The sequence below is a fragment of the Mesorhizobium sp. LSHC420B00 genome, assembly GCF_000503055.1.
Taxonomy (GTDB): Bacteria; Pseudomonadota; Alphaproteobacteria; order Rhizobiales; family Rhizobiaceae; genus Mesorhizobium.
The window spans coordinates 339400-356510 of the sequence record NZ_AYVY01000001.1 but is presented as its reverse complement, the minus strand read 5'-3'; the positions used below and the strand labels follow the sequence as shown (position 1 = coordinate 356510).

The 17111-nt window shown below is 63.0% G+C and carries 15 protein-coding genes; 8 read left to right on the top strand and 7 right to left on the bottom strand.

What is annotated here, in order from left to right:
* Window position 1: 1 nt before the first annotated feature.
* The 3 genes from X760_RS42415 (at window position 2) to X760_RS42405 (ending at window position 3195) form a co-directional block, all read left to right on the top strand.
* The gene (locus tag X760_RS42415; RefSeq protein ID WP_023716792.1) at window positions 2-1510 is read left to right on the top strand and encodes a sugar ABC transporter ATP-binding protein; all 1509 of its coding nucleotides are present in this window, start codon (window positions 2-4) and stop codon (window positions 1508-1510) included.
* A 126-nt stretch (window positions 1511-1636) separates the two neighbouring features.
* Window positions 1637-2401, top strand: a complete 765-nt coding sequence (locus X760_RS42410; RefSeq protein WP_023716791.1) for an SDR family oxidoreductase — start codon at window positions 1637-1639, stop codon at window positions 2399-2401.
* Between the two features lie 8 nt (window positions 2402-2409).
* Window positions 2410-3195 carry a glucose 1-dehydrogenase gene (locus X760_RS42405; protein WP_023716790.1) on the top strand — a complete coding sequence of 262 codons (786 nt, stop codon included), beginning with the start codon at window positions 2410-2412 and terminating at the stop codon, window positions 3193-3195.
* 56 nt (window positions 3196-3251) lie between these two features.
* On the opposite strand, the gene X760_RS42400 is transcribed toward X760_RS42405, so the two are convergent.
* Window positions 3252-4328: a D-alanine--D-alanine ligase family protein gene (locus X760_RS42400; protein WP_023716789.1), complete on the bottom strand. Its 1077-nt coding sequence runs from the start codon at window positions 4326-4328 to the stop codon at window positions 3252-3254.
* Window positions 4329-4619: 291 nt separating this feature from the next.
* Entirely contained in the window at window positions 4620-4802 is a 183-nt protein-coding gene (locus tag X760_RS42395; protein WP_023716788.1) for a hypothetical protein, read from the bottom strand.
* 85 nt (window positions 4803-4887) lie between these two features.
* Here X760_RS42395 and X760_RS42390 point away from each other — a divergent pair, with 85 nt between their 5' ends.
* The 4 genes from X760_RS42390 (at window position 4888) to X760_RS42375 (ending at window position 10717) form a co-directional block, all read left to right on the top strand.
* Complete coding sequence (locus tag X760_RS42390; RefSeq protein ID WP_023716787.1) at window positions 4888-5862, top strand: ABC transporter substrate-binding protein; 975 nt, start codon at window positions 4888-4890, stop codon at window positions 5860-5862.
* A 73-nt stretch (window positions 5863-5935) separates the two neighbouring features.
* Window positions 5936-7012, top strand: coding sequence for a glycine betaine/L-proline ABC transporter ATP-binding protein (locus X760_RS42385; RefSeq protein WP_023716786.1), 1077 nt, complete (start codon window positions 5936-5938; stop codon window positions 7010-7012).
* On the top strand, window positions 7009-8991 hold the full coding sequence (locus X760_RS42380; protein ID WP_023716785.1) for an ABC transporter permease subunit: 1983 nt from the start codon (window positions 7009-7011) through the stop codon (window positions 8989-8991). The genes X760_RS42385 and X760_RS42380 overlap by 4 nt, the downstream gene beginning before the upstream one ends.
* A 160-nt stretch (window positions 8992-9151) precedes the next feature.
* Window positions 9152-10717, top strand: coding sequence for a hypothetical protein (locus X760_RS42375; protein WP_031193333.1), 1566 nt, complete (start codon window positions 9152-9154; stop codon window positions 10715-10717).
* 123 nt (window positions 10718-10840) lie between these two features.
* Here X760_RS42375 and X760_RS42370 read toward each other — a convergent pair whose 3' ends face one another.
* The 5 genes from X760_RS42370 to X760_RS42355 are packed head-to-tail and all read right to left on the bottom strand — an operon-like array spanning window position 10841 to window position 15646.
* Entirely contained in the window at window positions 10841-12022 is a 1182-nt protein-coding gene (locus X760_RS42370; protein WP_023716783.1) for a M20 aminoacylase family protein, read from the bottom strand.
* Window positions 12023-12064: 42 nt separating this feature from the next.
* On the bottom strand, window positions 12065-12838 hold the full coding sequence (locus X760_RS42365) for an amino acid ABC transporter ATP-binding protein (RefSeq protein WP_023716782.1): 774 nt from the start codon (window positions 12836-12838) through the stop codon (window positions 12065-12067).
* Window positions 12825-13745: an amino acid ABC transporter permease gene (locus X760_RS42360; protein WP_023716781.1), complete on the bottom strand. Its 921-nt coding sequence runs from the start codon at window positions 13743-13745 to the stop codon at window positions 12825-12827. The genes X760_RS42365 and X760_RS42360 overlap by 14 nt, the downstream gene beginning before the upstream one ends.
* Window positions 13746-13753: 8 nt before the next feature.
* Window positions 13754-14623: an ABC transporter substrate-binding protein gene (locus X760_RS0136885; RefSeq protein ID WP_031193332.1), complete on the bottom strand. Its 870-nt coding sequence runs from the start codon at window positions 14621-14623 to the stop codon at window positions 13754-13756.
* A gap of 33 nt (window positions 14624-14656) precedes the next feature.
* Window positions 14657-15646 carry a nitrate ABC transporter substrate-binding protein gene (locus tag X760_RS42355; protein WP_031193330.1) on the bottom strand — a complete coding sequence of 330 codons (990 nt, stop codon included), beginning with the start codon at window positions 15644-15646 and terminating at the stop codon, window positions 14657-14659.
* Window positions 15647-15754: 108 nt separating this feature from the next.
* Between X760_RS42355 and X760_RS42350 the strand changes: the two genes are divergently transcribed.
* Complete coding sequence (locus X760_RS42350) at window positions 15755-17092, top strand: PLP-dependent aminotransferase family protein (RefSeq protein WP_023716779.1); 1338 nt, start codon at window positions 15755-15757, stop codon at window positions 17090-17092.
* Window positions 17093-17111 lie beyond the last annotated feature (19 nt).

Genomic DNA, 17111 nt, shown 5'->3' with positions numbered 1-17111 from the left:
AATGTCCACCGAACCTCGCCACACGCACAGCCCCAATCTGGGTCTCGTCGTCAGCGGCCTCTGCAAAAGCTACGGACCGGTGCAGGTCCTGGCCGATGCGAGCTTCGAGGTGCGGCCGGGCGAGGTCGTGGCGCTGCTTGGCGAAAACGGCGCCGGCAAGTCCACCGTCTCGAACATCATCGCCGGGTCGACCAAGCCCGATGCCGGCACCATCACCTGGCGGGGGAACGCTTATTCCCCCGCCAATCCTGCCGCGGCGATCGACGCCGGCATCGGCATGATCCACCAGGAGCTGAAGCTGCTGCCGGATCTGTCGGTCGCCGAAAACGTCTATGTCGGGCGCCTGCCGATGCGCGGCGGCCGCATCGACCGCGCGGCAATGAATGCACGGGCATCAGCCCAGTTGAAGCGCCTCGGGCTCGATGTCTCGCCCGAGCGCAAGGTGCGCACGCTGCGTATCGCCGCCCAGCAGCAGGTCGAGATTGCCAAGGCGCTGACGCTCAATGCCGAGCTGCTGATCTTCGATGAACCGACGGCCGCCCTTGGCGGCGAGGAAACGGAGCTCCTGTTCCAGCAAATCCGCAAGCTCAAGGCGGAAGGCATGTCCTTCATCTATATCAGCCACCGGCTGGACGAAATCGCCCAAATCGCCGACCGTGTGGTGGTGATGCGCGACGGGCGCATCGTCGCGCGGCACGAGCGCGCCGACATTCCGGTGCGCACCGTTGTCGAGCAGATGGTCGGCCGCAGCGTCGAGCGGATGTTCCCGACTTTGTCGGCGCCCCGCAACGACACGCTGCTCGAGGTCGAGAACCTGTCCTCGCCGGAACGCAGTTTTCAAAATGTCAGCTTTTCGGTGCGGGCCGGCGAAATCCTCGGCATTGCCGGGCTGATCGGCGCCGGCCGCACGGAGCTGGTGAGGGCGATCGCCGGCGCCGACCCGATCTCATCCGGCTCGGTGCGCGTCGCCGGCAAGCCGGTGCATCTCAATGGGCCGGCGGCGGCGATCAAGGCCGGCGTCGTGCTCGTGCCGGAAGACCGCAAGGCGCAAGGCGTGGTGCTCGACCAGACGATCGGCGAGAATCTGGCGATCGGCAATTTCGACCATGTCGCGCCGAATGGCTGGGTGTTCCCGAAGGCGGTGCAGAAATTCGCCGAGGCCGGTATTCGCCGGCTCGGCGTCAAAGGCCGGCCGAACCAGGCGGTCAGCAAGCTTTCAGGCGGCAACCAGCAGAAGGTGATCATTGCCAAATGGGTGTCGCGCCCGCCCAAGGTGTTTATCCTGGACGAGCCGACGCGCGGCATCGACGTTGGTGCCCGCGCCGCGATCTACGATGTCATCGCCGACCTTGCCCGTTCCGGCATGGCGGTGGTGGTGGTGAGTTCCGACCTCGAGGAAGTGCTCGGCCTGTCGCATCGCGTGCTCGTGCTGAGCCGCGGCCGTCAGCGCGGCATTCTCGACCGCAGTGATGCGAGCAATGTCGCCGTCATGGAACTCGCCACAAGCTAGGACAGCCCATCGAAACAAAGCGCAGCAGGTGGTATCCTCCCGGGCACCAGACCGCGCGGGGCGCCAGCAACAGAGTTGGCGCCCCTTTATTTCCGGAGGACGGCGGTTGGAGGAGAGGGACCGACGATGAAACTATTCGAACTTCATGGTGACGTGGCACTTGTGACAGGCGCCGGCAGCGGCATCGGGCAAGCAATCGCCATCGGCCTGGCCGAAGCCGGCGCCGACATAGCCTGTTTCGGTCACGCCTCCAAAGGCGGGCTGGAGGAGACCGCACACCAGATCACAGCACTCGGCCGCAAGGCACTGGTGCTGACTGGCACGGTGACTTCAGAGGCCGATTTGGCGGCTGCGATCGAGCGTACGGAGGCTGAGCTCGGCGCGCTGACCGTCGCCGTCAACAATGCCGGCGTTGCCGCTGCCGAGCCGGCCGAGACGCTGTCGCTGGAGAAATGGCAGAAGCTCTACGACGTCAATGTCAGCGGCGTGTTCCTGTCCTGCCAGGCCGAGGCCCGTGCCATGCTGACGCGGCGCAAGGGCTCGATCATCAACATCGCGTCGATGTCGGGCTCGATCGTCAATCGCGGCCTGACCCAGGCGCATTACAACTCGTCGAAGGCCGCGGTCATCCACATGTCGAAGAGCCTCGCCATGGAATGGGCCGATCGCGGCCTGCGCGTCAACGTCGTCAGCCCCGGCTACACGCTGACGCCGATGAACAAGCGGCCGGAGGTCGCCGACCAGGTCAGGATCTTTGAGCGCGACACGCCGATGGGCCGCATGGCGGCGCCGGAAGAGATGGTCGGCCCGACCGTGTTCCTGGCCAGCCGCGCCGCGAGTTTCGTCACCGGCATCGACCTGATCGTCGATGGCGGCTTCGTCTGCTGGTAGGAGAAAAAATGCAGAAGCGATTCCAGGGAAAAACGGCGGTGATCACCGGCGCGAGCGGCGGCATTGGCGCGGCAATGGCCAGGCGCTTCGCGGCGGAAGGTGCTGCGGTCGTCGTCAGCGCCATCGACGCGCGCGTCGAAGAGGTTGCCGCCGATCTGAAGACTGCGGGCGCCAAGGTCGCGTGGATGCGCATGGACGTGACCAAAAAGGACGAAGTCGTCGCGCTCTACGATCTGGCCGAGCAGGAGTTCGGCCGCGTCGACATCTCCGTGCAGAATGCCGGTGTCATCACCATCGCCAGGATCGAGGCGATGACCGAGGCAGAATGGGACAAGGTGATGGCGGTCAACACCAAGGGCGTGTTCCTGTGCTGCCAGGAGGCGATCGCGCGCATCCGCAAGCATGGCGATGGCGGCCGGCTGATCAACACCGCATCCGGCCAGGCGCGGCAGGGCTTTATCTACACGCCGCATTATGCGGCCTCGAAATTCGGCGTCGTCGGCATCACCCAGAGCCTCGCCAAGGAAGTGGCGAAGGAGAAGATCACCGTCAACGCGATCTGCCCCGGCATCATCGACACCGATATGTGGGCCTATAACGATGCCGCATGGGGCAAGTTGATGGGCGACTACAAGCCCGGCGAGCTGATGGCCGAATGGGTGGAGAACATCCCGATGGGCCGCGCCGGCAGCGGCGAGGACGTCTCCGGCCTGGTCAGCTTTCTCGCCAGCGACGATGCGGCCTATATCACCGGGCAGACCATCAATGTCGATGGCGGCCTGATCATGTCGTAAGATACGACACAGGCCAACGTTCCATCCGCCGGGATCTGAAAGCCGCTTCGCTGCATTCAGGCTGCTCGGCCGGCCCGCGCCAATCCATGTTCCACGAGCCGGTCGATGATTTCGGAATAGCTGACGCCGCTTGCCGCCATTGCCTTGGAGTACATGCTGATATCGGTGAAGCCGGGGATGGTGTTGATTTCATTGACCAAGAACTGCATGTCCGGTGTCAGGAAAAAGTCGATGCGCGCCATCCCGTCACAGCCGACGGCTCTGAAAGCCCTTGCAGCCACATCCCGCATGCTTGCCTCGACCTCGGGCGGCAGTTCGGCCGGCACTTTTAGCGCCGCGCCGTTCTCGTCGATGTATTTGGCATCGTAGCTGTAGAAACCGTGGCTTTCCGCCGGCACGATCTCGCCTGGCCGCGAGACGAACAGGTCGCCTGCCGGGTCCTCCAACACGCTACATTCGATCTCGCGCCCATGAACGAATTCCTCGGCCAACAGCTTGCAATCGTGCTGGAAGGCTTCAGCAAGCGCCCCATCGAATTCCTGGCTGGCATTGACCTTTCTGACCCCGACAGACGACCCCTGACGCGCCGGTTTGATGAAGAACGGCAGGCCGAGTTCGCTTTCTAGTATGGCGAGGGCAGGCGCCGCACCTTCATAGACCGTCACTGAGCGCGCGATTGGCAGACCCGCCGCTTTCAGGAGCCGCTTGGTGATATCCTTGTCCAGTGCGGTTGCTGAACCCAGGATGCCGCAGCCGGCGAGCGGCACCAGAGCCACCTCGGCCACCCCCTGTACCGAGCCGTCTTCGCCATGGGGGCCGTGCAGGACGGGAAACAGGATGTCGATCGTTGGCAGATCATAGGGCGTGCCGTCGGCCGGGATCGCCATCATCCGTCCGCGCCCACCCGGAAGCAGGCAAACTTCCGTGCCGCCTGCAGGTTTCGCGAGCTTACCATCCTGAAAGCTGCTCAGCCGCCACCGTCCCTCGCGCGTGACGAAGATTGGGACGGCATCGTATTTGGCAGGCAGCAGCGCACGCATGACATTGGTTGCGGAAAGCACCGAAACGTCATGTTCGGCGGAACGTCCGCCAAAGAGCACGGCAATGCGCAGTCTGTTCAAGGAAGAGGTCATGCAAGCCTCGGAGACGATCTGGTGTTGAAAGGGTCAGAAGCCGACGGCGATACCGCGGTTGGCGAAGAAATAAGGCGCTCTGGTCTGCTGCATTGTGTCGATATCCTGTCGTCGCGGCTGGTAACCCGATGACTGGCAACCTTGGCTTTTTTCGAACCGATCTAAGGGTTCATGCAAAAAGACGGCCGTGAAATTGGCGCAGGCGTTAATCGTTGCGCCACGTGAACGTTGGTATATATAATTTCATCTCATGAAAGTGGCTCTGGCAAATTACAGAGCCAACAGCCGAGATCATGGGACTTTGATGGTTTGCACCTCAAGACCGGCGATCGATCCGTGGATCACTGCCTCGGCAGCAATCGTTCGGCAGTCATGACGCGGCCGGTCCCGCCACATCTTCACCAATTTGGGCACCACGCCGTTTTGCGCCGGCATCCGCTTCGGCAGCATTGTGGCGCCGACGGCCTTGCGCAACGACCAGCTTTTCCAACACAATCAAAAAAAGACGCAAGAAGGGAACGAACGATAACGTCCACCAGAGCTTGACAGGAGAACAAGCATGTTACTTCGGAGCATGATTTCGAAACTATCAATGGGAGCCTTGGCGCTTGCCGCAGCAAGCGCGCTGACACTACCGGCACAAGCAGCGGCGCCGGAATCCAACGACCCGATCAAGATCGCGCTGTTCGACTGGACCAGCGTCAATCTGAACGCCAAGATCCTCGGCGGCATCCTCGAAAAGCTCGGCTATACCGTCGAGTACCCGACCGCCGACTATCTCTCCAGCCTGACCACCGGCCTGACCAATGGCGACATCGATGTCGGCATGGAGTTCTGGGACACGACGGCCGGCGAAGCGATGAAGGCCTCGGATGCGACCGGCCAGACCGAACGTCTCGGCAAGCTCGGGCCCAAGGCCAAGGAGGAATGGTGGTTTCCTGAATATATGAAAGAGAAATGCCCGGGCCTGCCGAACTGGGAGGCATTGAAGGACCCGAAATGCGCCGAGACCTTTTCGACGGCGGAAACAACACCGAAGGGGCGCTATCTCGGCGGCCCTGTGACATGGGAAGGTTTTGACGACGAGCGCGTCGAGGCGCTGAAACTGCCCTTCACCGTCATCCATGCTGGCACCGATGCAGCGATGTTCGCCGAACTGGACTCGGCCTATCAGCGCAAGGCGCCGATAATGCTGTGGATCTATTCGCCGCATTGGGCACCGGCCAAATACAAGGGCGAATGGATCGAATTCCCCGACTATACTGTAGAGTGCTACACCGACCCGAAATGGGGCGTGAACCCCGATGCGAAATACGACTGTGGCAAGCCGCATGGCGAGATCTGGAAATATTCCTGGGCCGGCATGAAGGACAAATGGCCGGTCGCCTACAAGGTCGCCAAAAACTACACGGTCGATACCGACGAGCTCAACAAGATGAGCGGCGAGATCGATCTCGAAGGCAAGACGCCGGAAGACGTCGCCGCCGCCTGGATCGCCGCCCACGAAGCCGACTGGAAAGCTTGGGCCGAGTGACCGTCTGACTGGAAATCCGACGGCCCGGCCATTCGTGGCCGGGTCTCGATCCCTATTCCAGAAGGACGATTGCATGACCGATACGATTGAACGCGCGGCGAAAGCGGGCAACGATGCCCGCCCGATAAAGCTTGCCTGCCGCAATGTCTGGAAGCTGTTCGGGGCGGACGCGGCCAATTTCATCCGCCGGCGCGACGGCAAGGCCAGCCTGGCGGACATCGCCGCTGCCGGACTGGTTGGCGCGGTGCGCGCCGTCGATCTCGAAATCCGGCAAGGCGAGATCTTCATCATCATGGGACTTTCGGGATCAGGCAAGTCGACGCTGGTGCGCTGCATGTCGCGGCTGATCGAGCCGACCCACGGCAAGGTCGAGTTTGAAGGCAAGGACCTGCTCAAGATTTCCGATGCCGCGCTGATCGAGCTGCGACGCCACCGCATGGGCATGGTGTTCCAGAATTTTGCCCTGCTGCCGCATCTCAACGTACTGGAGAACATCGCCTTTCCCTTGGGCATCCAGGGGCAGGACCGGCCGACGCGCGAAAAGCGGGCTCGCGAGGTCATCGAGTTGGTCGGCCTGCGCGGCCGCGAGCATTTCTATCCACGCGAGCTTTCCGGCGGCCAGCAGCAGCGTGTCGGCATCGCCCGCAGCCTCGCCACCAAGCCGGAAATCTGGTTCCTCGACGAGCCATTCTCGGCGCTCGATCCGCTGATCCGCCGTGAGATGCAGGACGAGCTGATGCGGCTGCAGACCATGCTGCACAAGACCATCGTCTTCATCACCCATGATTTCGACGAGGCCATCCGGCTGGCCGACCGGATCGCCATCATGAAGGACGGCGAGGTCATCCAGATCGGCACGCCGGAAGAGCTGGTGGTCAACCCGGCGACGGATTATGTCGCCGAATTCACCCGCGACGTCGACCGCGCCAAGGTGATCTCGGCCAAGAGCCTGATGCGCGCCTGCGACGGCGCTGAACATGGCGGCACGGTCGCGCCCGATGCCAAGATCGCCAGTTTCTCGGCAGATATCGTCTCTGCCGGCAAGCCCTTCGCGGTGGTCAACGGCACCGGCAAGCCGATCGGCGAGGTAACGCCGCAGGCGGTGATCGATCTTCTCGCTGGCATCGAACGTCCCGGAGCCGGCGCATGACGGTCACGGCAAGCGCGAGCGCAGCGAGGCCGCGGCAGGGTCAGACCTGGCTGGTGATCTGGGCCTGCGCGCTCGCCGCCGTGCTTGTTGTCTTCCTGCTGCAGGAAAGCCTGCCCTGGACGGTCAATTACCCAGCCAATGCCGTCATTCCCGTCGCCGACTGGGTCAGCGCGCTGATGAACTGGGTGAAGTCGAACTTCTCCTGGCTGACGCGCTCGCTCACCGCCGTGCTCGGCGTGCCGCTCGATTTCGCGCTCAATCTTCTCGCCAAGAATTTCAAGATCGGCCATGGCGCGGATATGATCGTCTTGCCGCGCCTGTCCTGGGTCGGCGTCTGCGCTGCCGCGTACCTTGCCGGCCGCGCTGCCGGCGGCTGGAAGCTGGGCGCGCTGGTCGGCGGGTGTTTTCTCTACATCGCGCTGTTCGGGCAGTGGACCAGCGCCATGCTGACGCTGGGCCTGATCTCGATCGCTGTGCCGTTTTGCATTGTCACCGGGCTGTTCGCCGGCATCTGGGCATGGCGCAAGCCTTGGGCAGAAAGGCTATTGATCTCCCCTGCCCTCGATCTGATGCAGACGATCCCAACCTTCGCCTATCTCATCCCGATGCTGCTTTTGTTCGGCAACAGCCCAGTCTCGGCAATGATCGCGACGGCAATCTTCGCGACACCGCCAATGGTGCGGGCGACGATGCTGGGCCTGTCGCGGGTGCCGTCGGAGATCGACGATTTCAGCGAGATGGCCGGCTGCACGGCACGGCAGAAGCTGTGGCGGGTGCTGTTGCCGTCGGCGCGGCCGACGCTGATGGTCGGCGTCAACCAGGTTATCATGCTGGCGCTCAATATGGTGATCATCGCCTCGATGATCGGCGCCGGCGGCCTCGGCTATGATGTGCTTTTGGCGCTGCGCGCGCTCAAGGTCGGCGAGGCGATGGAGGCAGGCCTCGCCATCGTCGCACTGGCAATTGCGCTCGACCGGCTGAGCCAGGCGATCGCGCACAATCACGCCAAGGGCAATGTCTATCAGGACGTGAGCCCGAGCTTCTGGCGCCGTTATCCCAATCTGACGCTGGCCGTTGCCATCCTTGCCGTCAGCACACTGTTCGGCCTGTTCGTGCCGGCCTTCGCGGCGGTGCCGAAGGCGATCACCTTCACCACCGCGCCTTTGTGGAAGGCGGCGGTGAACTGGATCACCATCAACTTCTTCGACACGATCGAGGCGTTCCGCGTGGCGCTGATCCTCAATGTGCTGAACCCGGTGCGCGCTCTCTGCGAGGGCTTTCCGTGGCTGGGCGCGGTTTGTCTCCTCGGCCTTGCCGGATACCAGCTCGGCGGCTTGCGCTTCGCCGCCCTGGTCGCGGCATTGACAGCGTTCTGCGCCGTCACCGGCCTTTGGGAAAAGACCATGGCGACGGTCTACCTGTGCGGCATCTCGGCCTTTATCGCTTGCCTGATCGGCATCCCTATCGGGCTGATGGCATCGCGCAGCGACCGCTTCGAAAAGATCGTGACGCCGGTCATCGACACGCTGCAGGTGCTGCCGTCGTTCTGCTTCATCATTCCGGTGGTGATGCTGTTCAGAGTCGGCGACGTCACCGCGATGATCGCCACCGTCGCCTTCGCCGTGGTGCCGGCCATCCGCTACACCAATCACGGAATCCGGCAGGTGCCGCCGGCGCTGATCGAGGCGGCGAAGGTTTCCGGCTGCACCAAGCGCCAGACCTTCTTTCGCGTGCAGCTGCCGCTGGCGTTGCCGGAGATCATGCTCGGCGTCAACCAGACTATCCTGATGGCGCTGGCAATGATCATCATCTGCGCCATGGTCGGCACGCGCGATCTCGGCCAGGAAGTGTTCATCGCCCTGTCCAAGGCCGATTCCGGCCGCGGCATCGTCGCCGGCCTGGCCATCGCCTTCATCGGCATCGTCGCCGACCGGCTGTTCAATGCATGGACGGCCAAGGCGAGAGCGAGGCTGGGATAGCCGGGAATAGGACGGCCACAGGAAGCTGCCGTTAATGGCGCCCCGGTGACGAGTTACCGATCCCTACGCCTAACGACATAGCCCTTCGGGATTATTGCTCGCTCTTGGCTCACATCGTACGGCTGTGATGGGACGGGTAGGCTCAACAGGAGAGCGGATAATGTCTAAACGCGTTCCCTTTACTACCGGTGATCTAGCAGATCATCAGTGGGGTATCGATGACGCCCTCACAGGCGATCCAAACACGAATATCTTGACCGGCGACGCCGGCGGCAGCCTGCTCGATTTCTCGAGAGGCGGCAACGATACCTTTACGGAAACCGCACCGTCGACCTACACCTTCTACGGTGACGCGGCTCGGAGCTTGTTCAATTTTGCTCGGGGCGGTGACGACACCTTCACCACGGGGCTTTCGTCCACCACGACGACTGCCTATGGTGACGCGGGCGACGATATGTCGGACCACAGCAAGGGCGGCAACGATACCTTCAACAGTGGATTGGCAAGGCAGGTAGTCGATACCTTCTATGGTGACGCCGGCGGCAACATGCTCGGCCATGCTCATGGGGGTGACGACACTTTCCTGACCCAAACCAAACAAGGAGCCGACCACACCTTCTACGGTGATGCAGGCGGCGAGATGTCCGATCGCAGCAAGGGCGGCAACGACACCTTCGAGGGCTCGAAAGAAGCCAATAACATTTTCTACGGTGACGCCGGCAGCAACATGTCCGGCAATGCGCGGGGCGGCGACGATAGCTTCACGGGCAAGAGCGATTCATTCAACACTTTCTACGGCGATGCCGGCGGCGACATGTCGGACGACAGTAGGGGTGGCAACGATACCTTTACGGGCCGCTCCTTTTCCACCAACACTTTCTTCGGCGACGCCGGCGGCAACATGTCTGGCCATGCTCTGGGCGGCGACGACTATTACACAGACACGTTTGGGGATCTCGGGAGCAAAACTCTCTATGGCGATGCGGGCGGCGATCTTTCCGGTTTTGCCACGGGCGGCAACGACACCTTCACGAGCGTGGGTGGGTCCCGGGTAACGTTCTACGGTGACGCGGGCGGCAGTATGTTCGACCATGCGCTTGGGGGCGATGACGTGGCCGTGCTGCAAGGCACCGCCCATAATGTGGGGTATGGCGACGCCGTGACGATGCTCGGCAACGCTGTGGGCGGCAATGACACCCTGACCGGCGGGGACAAGAGCGCCTTTCCTGACGTTCTAAACGAGTTGTCCGGCGACGCGCGCGCTATGTCCGGCTCCGCCCAGGGCGGCAATGACATTCTTACCGGGGGCCAGAACAGCGAAAGCGGCCAAGTTCGCAACTTCCTGTGCGGCGACGCTCTGCAAATGTCCGGTTCGGCTCAGGGCGGCAACGATGTCCTGTACGCAGGGAGCGCGGCACCTGGCTGCACGGTCATCAATGACATGTGGGGGGATGGACAACTGAGCGAGTTGGCTCAGGGCGGCGCAGACCAATTCATATTCAAGCACGATGGTTCAATGACGGTCGGAACCCAAAACACCATCTACGACTTCAGCCAGACCCAAGGCGACACTATCGTGTTTAGTGGCGTGGAGGGCGTGCAATCGTTCGATGATCTCACAATTGCGCAAAGTGGAACCGACACCATTATTACCGCGGGAGTCGATCAAGTTACTCTCGCAAACTTTGCGAGCCCGCTGACAACGAGTGACTTTTTGTTCGTCTGAAAGTGAAACCTTACCTGTTCGAAGTAGCTGGAATGCGGTGAGAGTTCGTTGAAGATGGTCGCGCGGCCGGTCGCCCCAATTCTGCTCGACCGGCCGATCGGCGATCCCAGCCGCAAGTATGGATCAAGCGGCCAGGAATCTCTCGGTCAATCGAGCCCAGAGCGCTGCGCCAACGGTCAAATTGCCGTCGTTGAAATCATATTTCGAGCTGTGAAGGATGGCTGAATCCTCGCCGTTGCCGAGGCGGAGGAAGCAACCGGGTTTGTGCTCGAGGAAATAGGAAAAGTCTTCGCTGCCGGGGATCAACGGGCAGACGGCCACCTTGTCGTGACCAACGAGTTCAACAGCGACGTCTGTCGCAAAGGACGTCTCGCTCTCGGAATTGACCACCACCGGGTAGCCGCGCTCGTAGTCGATCTCGACGGTTGCGCCATGCGCCTGCGCCACAAGTGCTGCGATACTGCGAATACGCTGCTCGAGCCTATCGCGAATCTCGACCGAGAAGGAGCGGACGCTGAGCGTGATCTCGGCCTGTTCGGGGATGACGTTGGAGGCCGTGCCGCCGTGAATGGTGCCGACGGTGACGACAGCCGTCTCGATCGGGTTGACGTTGCGCGACACCACCGTCTGGAGGGTCATGATGATGTTGGCGGCAGCGACGATCGGGTCGACCGTCAGGTGCGGACGCGAGGCGTGGCCGCCACGCCCGGCGATCTTGATGGTGACGGTATCGCTCGCTGCCATCAGCGGCCCCGCGCGCATCAGGAAGGAACCCGCCGGCGCGCCCGGATGGTTGTGCAGCCCGAAAATCGCATCGCAGGGAAAGCGCTCGAACAGGCCGTCGGCGATCATCGCCTGCGCCCCGCTTCCTTTGCCGGCTTCCTCGGCCGGCTGGAAGATGAGGTTCACCGTGCCGTTGAAATGGCGCGTGCGCGCCAGGTATTCGGCCGCGCCGAGCAGCATCGTGGTGTGGCCGTCATGGCCGCAGGCGTGCATCTTGCCGCTGGCTTGGCTGGCATAAGGGAGATTGGTCGCTTCGGTGATCGGCAAGGCGTCCATGTCGGCGCGGATGGCAATGCTGCGGCCGCTGCCTTGGCGCAAGCGGCCGACGACCCCGAGCCCGCCGACATTGCGTGTCACCTCATAGCCCCAGCTTTCGAGCCGTTCGGCAACGTATGCACCCGTTTCGTGCTCCTGGAAGGAAAGCTCGGGATGCGCGTGCAGGTGCTGGCGAGCCGCAGCAAGCTCGGCGGCCTTGTCGGCGAAGTCGGAAACATCGGCGAACTGGTTGGAGGTCTTTGGCATGAGGGGTCCTTTGCCGAGCACGTAATGGCGCCGGCTTTTCTGTCAGATGAAACGGCTTAAAAAGGCCCGCGTGCGCGGGTGCCTGGGTTTGGCGAGAACCTCGTCCGGAGGCCCGGCCTCGATCACATTGCCGTCGTCCATGAACACCACCCGATCCGCCGCTTCGCGGGCGAAGCCGATCTCATGCGTGACCACGATCATGGTCAAGCCCTGCCTGGCAAGATCGCGCATGGTGGCGAGCACCTCGCCGACCAACTCCGGATCGAGCGCCGACGTCGGCTCGTCGAAGAGCATCAATTTCGGGCGGATGGCGAGCGCACGGGCGATGGCGACGCGCTGCTGCTGGCCGCCTGAAAGCTGGCGCGGATAGGCGTCGATCTTGTCGGCGAGACCGACACGGGTCAGCAGTTCGCGGGCGTAGCCGATCGCTTCCTTGCGGTTCTCCCGGTGAACGCCGACCGGAGCCTCGATGACGTTCTGAAGGGTCGTCATGTGTGGATAGAGATTGAACTGCTGGAACACCATGCCGATCTTGCGCCGCTGCGCCGCGATCGCCCGATCGGAGAGCTTGTCGAGACGGTCGTCGTGCAACCGGTAGCCGATCTGCTCGCCGTCCACCTCGATCGCCCCTTGGTCGATCGCCTCGAGATGATTGATGCATCGCAGGAAGGTCGACTTTCCGGAGCCGGACGGTCCGAGAACGACCACCACCTCGCCAGGCGCGACGTCCAGGTCGATGCCCTTCAGCACCTCGAGCGGGCCGAAGGCCTTGTGAACGTTGCGCGCCCGGACCAAGGGCGTGTCATGCGCGCTCATTGGCGGCCTCCAGGGTGGCGGTCGCCGTCTTCTCGCGGGCGCCGCGGTCGCCGCGGCTGTAATGGCGTTCGATCGCGCCCTGCGCGACATTGAGAACCGAGATGATCAGCAGGTACCAGAGCACCGCAACCATCAGCAGCGGAATGATTTCGAAGGTGCGGTTGTAGATCGACTGCACGGAGTACAGCAGGTCGGCCATGGCGATGACGCTGACCAGCGACGTCGCCTTGATCATGCTGATCAGCTGATTGCCGGTCGGCGGCACGATCGAGCGCATCGCCTGCGGGATGATGATGCGCCGCAGGGCCCGCGCGCGGGTCATGCCGAAGGCTTCAGCCGTTTCGGCCTGCCCCTTGTCCACCGACAGCAGCCCACCACGAATGATCTCTGCCATATAGGCGGCCTCATTCAGCGCCAGACCGAGGATAGCCGCCGTCAAAGGCGTGATCAGGTCGTTGGTGTTCCAACTGGCGAAACCGATGGAAATGCGCGGAAACAGCGTCGAAAGATTGTACCACAGGATGAGCTGCACCAGCAGCGGCGTTCCCCGGAAGAACCAGATGAACAGTCCGGATAGAAAAGATGCCAGCCTGTCTTTCGACATGCGCGCGATGGCGAGCAGCAGGCCGAGCACGATACCCAGGATCATCGCCACGACCGTCAGGCCGAGCGTTACGGAAAGCCCCTGCATGACCGTCGGATCGAAGAAATACTGGGCGACGACTGGCCAACCGAAATTCGGGTTGACCGCGACGATATAGGCGAAGCCGGCCGCCACGGCGACGGTGAACGCCCAGAGCGCCAGCCGGACAAGCGGAAACGGCCGGTGGGCTCGCTTGACATCGCGCAGAGCGTCGTCGGGACGTCGCGGCACCTCGGACGCGTAGGCAGCGGTCGCGTCGGTCATGGCAGCCTCTACTGTCCCTGGTTGATGCCGGGCGCGTCGATCATGTTCTTCTCGAGACCCCACTTCTTCATCACCGCGGCGTAGGTGCCGTTCTTCATCAGGATCTTGAACGCGTCGAGTAGTACACCGCCCAGCGGCGAGCCCTTCTTGACGACGGCGCCTTGATAGATGTCCTTGAAGCCATTGGCCTGGCCGACACCTGAAAGTTCCAGTTGGCCCTTCGCCTGCTCGACGAAATAGGTCAGTGGCGCCTGCGAGGAGAAGAATGCGTCGGAGCGCTTCGACCGGACGGCCAGTATCGAGCTCGGCTGGTCGGTGAAGGATTGCACCTCGACGGCCGGCTTGCCGCCCTCGGTGCATTTCTGCGCCTGCTGCTTGATGACCTTTTCGGCTGAGCCACCCGACATCACGGCGATGCGCTTGCCGCACGCCGTGTCGAGCGAGGTGATGCCTTGCGGATTGCCCTTCTCGACGGAAAAGACGACGTATTCGCGCACCCAATCGATGAAGTCGTTGGATTTCTGGCGGTCGGGATAGTCGCCGACAGGTCCCATCGCGAACTGATAACGGCCGGCATTGATGCCGCTCAGCAAGGCCGGCAAGCCGGCGACCGAGGCGTGATCGACTTCGACACCGAGCAGCTGGCCGATGGCGTCGGAAATGTCCCTGGTTGCCCCGGTCAGTTCGGTGCCGGTGACGATCTCATAGGGCGGGAACGAGCCGTTGTTGACGGCCGTGATCTTTCCCGCCGTGCGGATCTCTTCCGGCAGCCGGGCCCGCAAATCTTCGTTCACCGATTGCTTCTGGATATCCTGGGCGAAGCTGGCCTGCGCCAGAATGGTGACGAGCGAGGCGAATATGAAGCTGATTGTCCTCATGGCATTCTCCTTCGTGTTCTTCGTTGCGCGTTGTCAGGCTGCGGTGGCCCGCGACCTGGCGTCGAAAGGAAACAAGGCTTCGGCGGAAATCGGTTCCGTCAGAATGCCCTGGGCATGTAGCTCGGTGACGAAATCCTCGATCATGCGCCGGTTGGCGGGCAGGCCGCTGGCGTTCCAGGAGGCAGGCAGGTCGCGCCCCGCATGAAGCAGCTCCTCGAGGATCCAGGGCGAGGTATCGGCATATTTTCGGCGCTTGCCCGTCCAGACGCGCTGGCTTTCGTCGATCAGCCTGGCGAGTTCCTGCGGCAGCCAGGGGTGCTCCCTGGCCAGGACGGCCTTGACGGCGACCAGATGCATGCCCGGGACATAACCGACGTCGGCGAAATAGGCGCGTTCGGCCGCGCGAAAATCGCGCAGCACTTGCCGGAAGCCGGAAGCCGGGCCGAAAAAGCCGTCCGGCATGAAGGGTGTGAAAACGGCGTCGAGCTCGCCTTGCGCCAGCAGCTCCATCATCGGGCGCTCGCCTGGCGCTGCTTCGATGCGACCCGGCCTGCCGAATCCGTCGAGGCGGTCGGCGACCGGGTGCTCGGATGTCAGCCTGCCGGCAAACCAGTAGGCGTCCTCGACGCCGACACCTTCGCGGCGAAGTGCCGCCCGCGTCCATGTGTTGCCGGAATCGCGCCAGCCGGTGACGCCGATGCGTTTGCCGGCAAGGTCGGAGAGCCGTACCAGCGGACTGTCACTGACCGTGATGATGCAGCGGTGGCGAAAGCCGCGCATGATGAAACACGGTATTCCAACCACCGTATCCCGGCCCGACGCCATGGCCGACACATAACGGCTGAACGAGACCTCCGCCGCATCGTAGTTCGGATCCGTGCAGAGATCCGGGATCAGCGTGGCGACACGGTCGACCTTCACCGACAGGCGGCTCGAAGTGACGTCACCCAGGACCAAGGGAGTGAGGTAGTCCCAATCGCGGGTGGCTATGGTGATGGAGACGGGCGTGGTGGAGGCGGGCATCGGCATGAACTTCAAAGCTATGTTTGACCGGCGATTGGTAAATGTTTATTTTTGGCCGATCAAATGTTATTATGTTACTGAACATTCACACTGACAGTCGTTGATTCGATGGATTTCGATGCAGGATGGTTCGCTGAACGCCTCGGTGACCGCACGACGCGCGGCATCGCGCGCGAGACCAGCGCGCTGATCAGAAGCGGCGCGCTGCCTGTCGGCGCAAAGCTTCCGCCGGTGCGCGATCTTGCCTATGTGCTCGGCGTCAGCCCGGCGACGGTCTCGCAGGCGTGGAGCGAGCTGCGGCGCTACAAGATCATCGGCGGCCGCGGGCGCAACGGCACCTGGATCATGGGCAACCGCTTTGCCGCCCGGCCCGAGCGCCACATGAGCGGCGGCAATTACGGTGCGGACATTCTGAACCTGGCGATCGCGGAGCCCGATGTGAAGCTCTTGCCGCCGCTCGACATCGCGCTGGCGCATGGCGCGCGCGCCGAAAAGCTCAACAGCTACGACCGGGTGCGCATCCTGCCCGAGCTGGAGGCCGCGGTGCGCCCGTCATGGCCGTACGATCCCGGCGCGTTCCTGGCCACCAATGGCGGTTACAACGCCATCTACACCTTGCTGCATGCGCTGGTCCCGACGGGGGCGCCTGTGGCCATCGAGAATCCGACGGCGCTTCGCCTGCTCGACATCCTCGAAGATCTCGACGTGCCGATCATCCCGGTCGACTGCGACAGTGACGGCCCCTTGCCCGACGCGCTCGCCAACGCTCTGCGGCAGCGGCCGGTCGCGTTCCTATTCCAGCCGCGCGTCCATTCGGTGACCGGCGCCTGCATGTCGTCGGCGCGGCTGGAAGTCATCGGCGACCTGCTCGCCGGCACCGACGTGCTGATTGTCGAAGATGACGGCGTTGGCGATATTGCCGATGCGCCGGGCATTTCGCTTGGCCGGCGTTTTCCCGATCGCGTCGTCCACATCCTGTCCTATTCCAAGACCCATGGCCCGGACCTGCGGCTCGCCGTGCTGTCCGGATCGGCGACGATCGTCGAACAGATCCAGTCCTATCGCAGCTTCAGCTCGGGATGGACCAGCCGTATCCTGCAGGCGGCCACCGCCTGGCTGCTGCAAGACCCGGCCACGGCTGTCTTGGTCGAGCAGGCGAAGGAAGTGTACCGCCGCCGTCGCGAACGGCTCGCCGGCGAACTGGCGAAACGCAATGTCGGGATCGACGCCGGACACGGTCTCAGCGTCCTCATTCCGGTTGCTTCGGAACCTTACGCAATGGTCACGCTGGCTGCCCACGGCATCGCGGTCCATGCCGGGGCCAAGTTTTCGACCGGGAAGACCAGTGCCGTGCGCGTCGCGACCAGCATCTTGAGCGAGGAGCACCTCGAGCACGTCGCAAATTCCCTGGCGCTGGCGGCCGACCCGGCGCGGGACGTTGTCTGAGGCAAGGCAATCGTCGTTC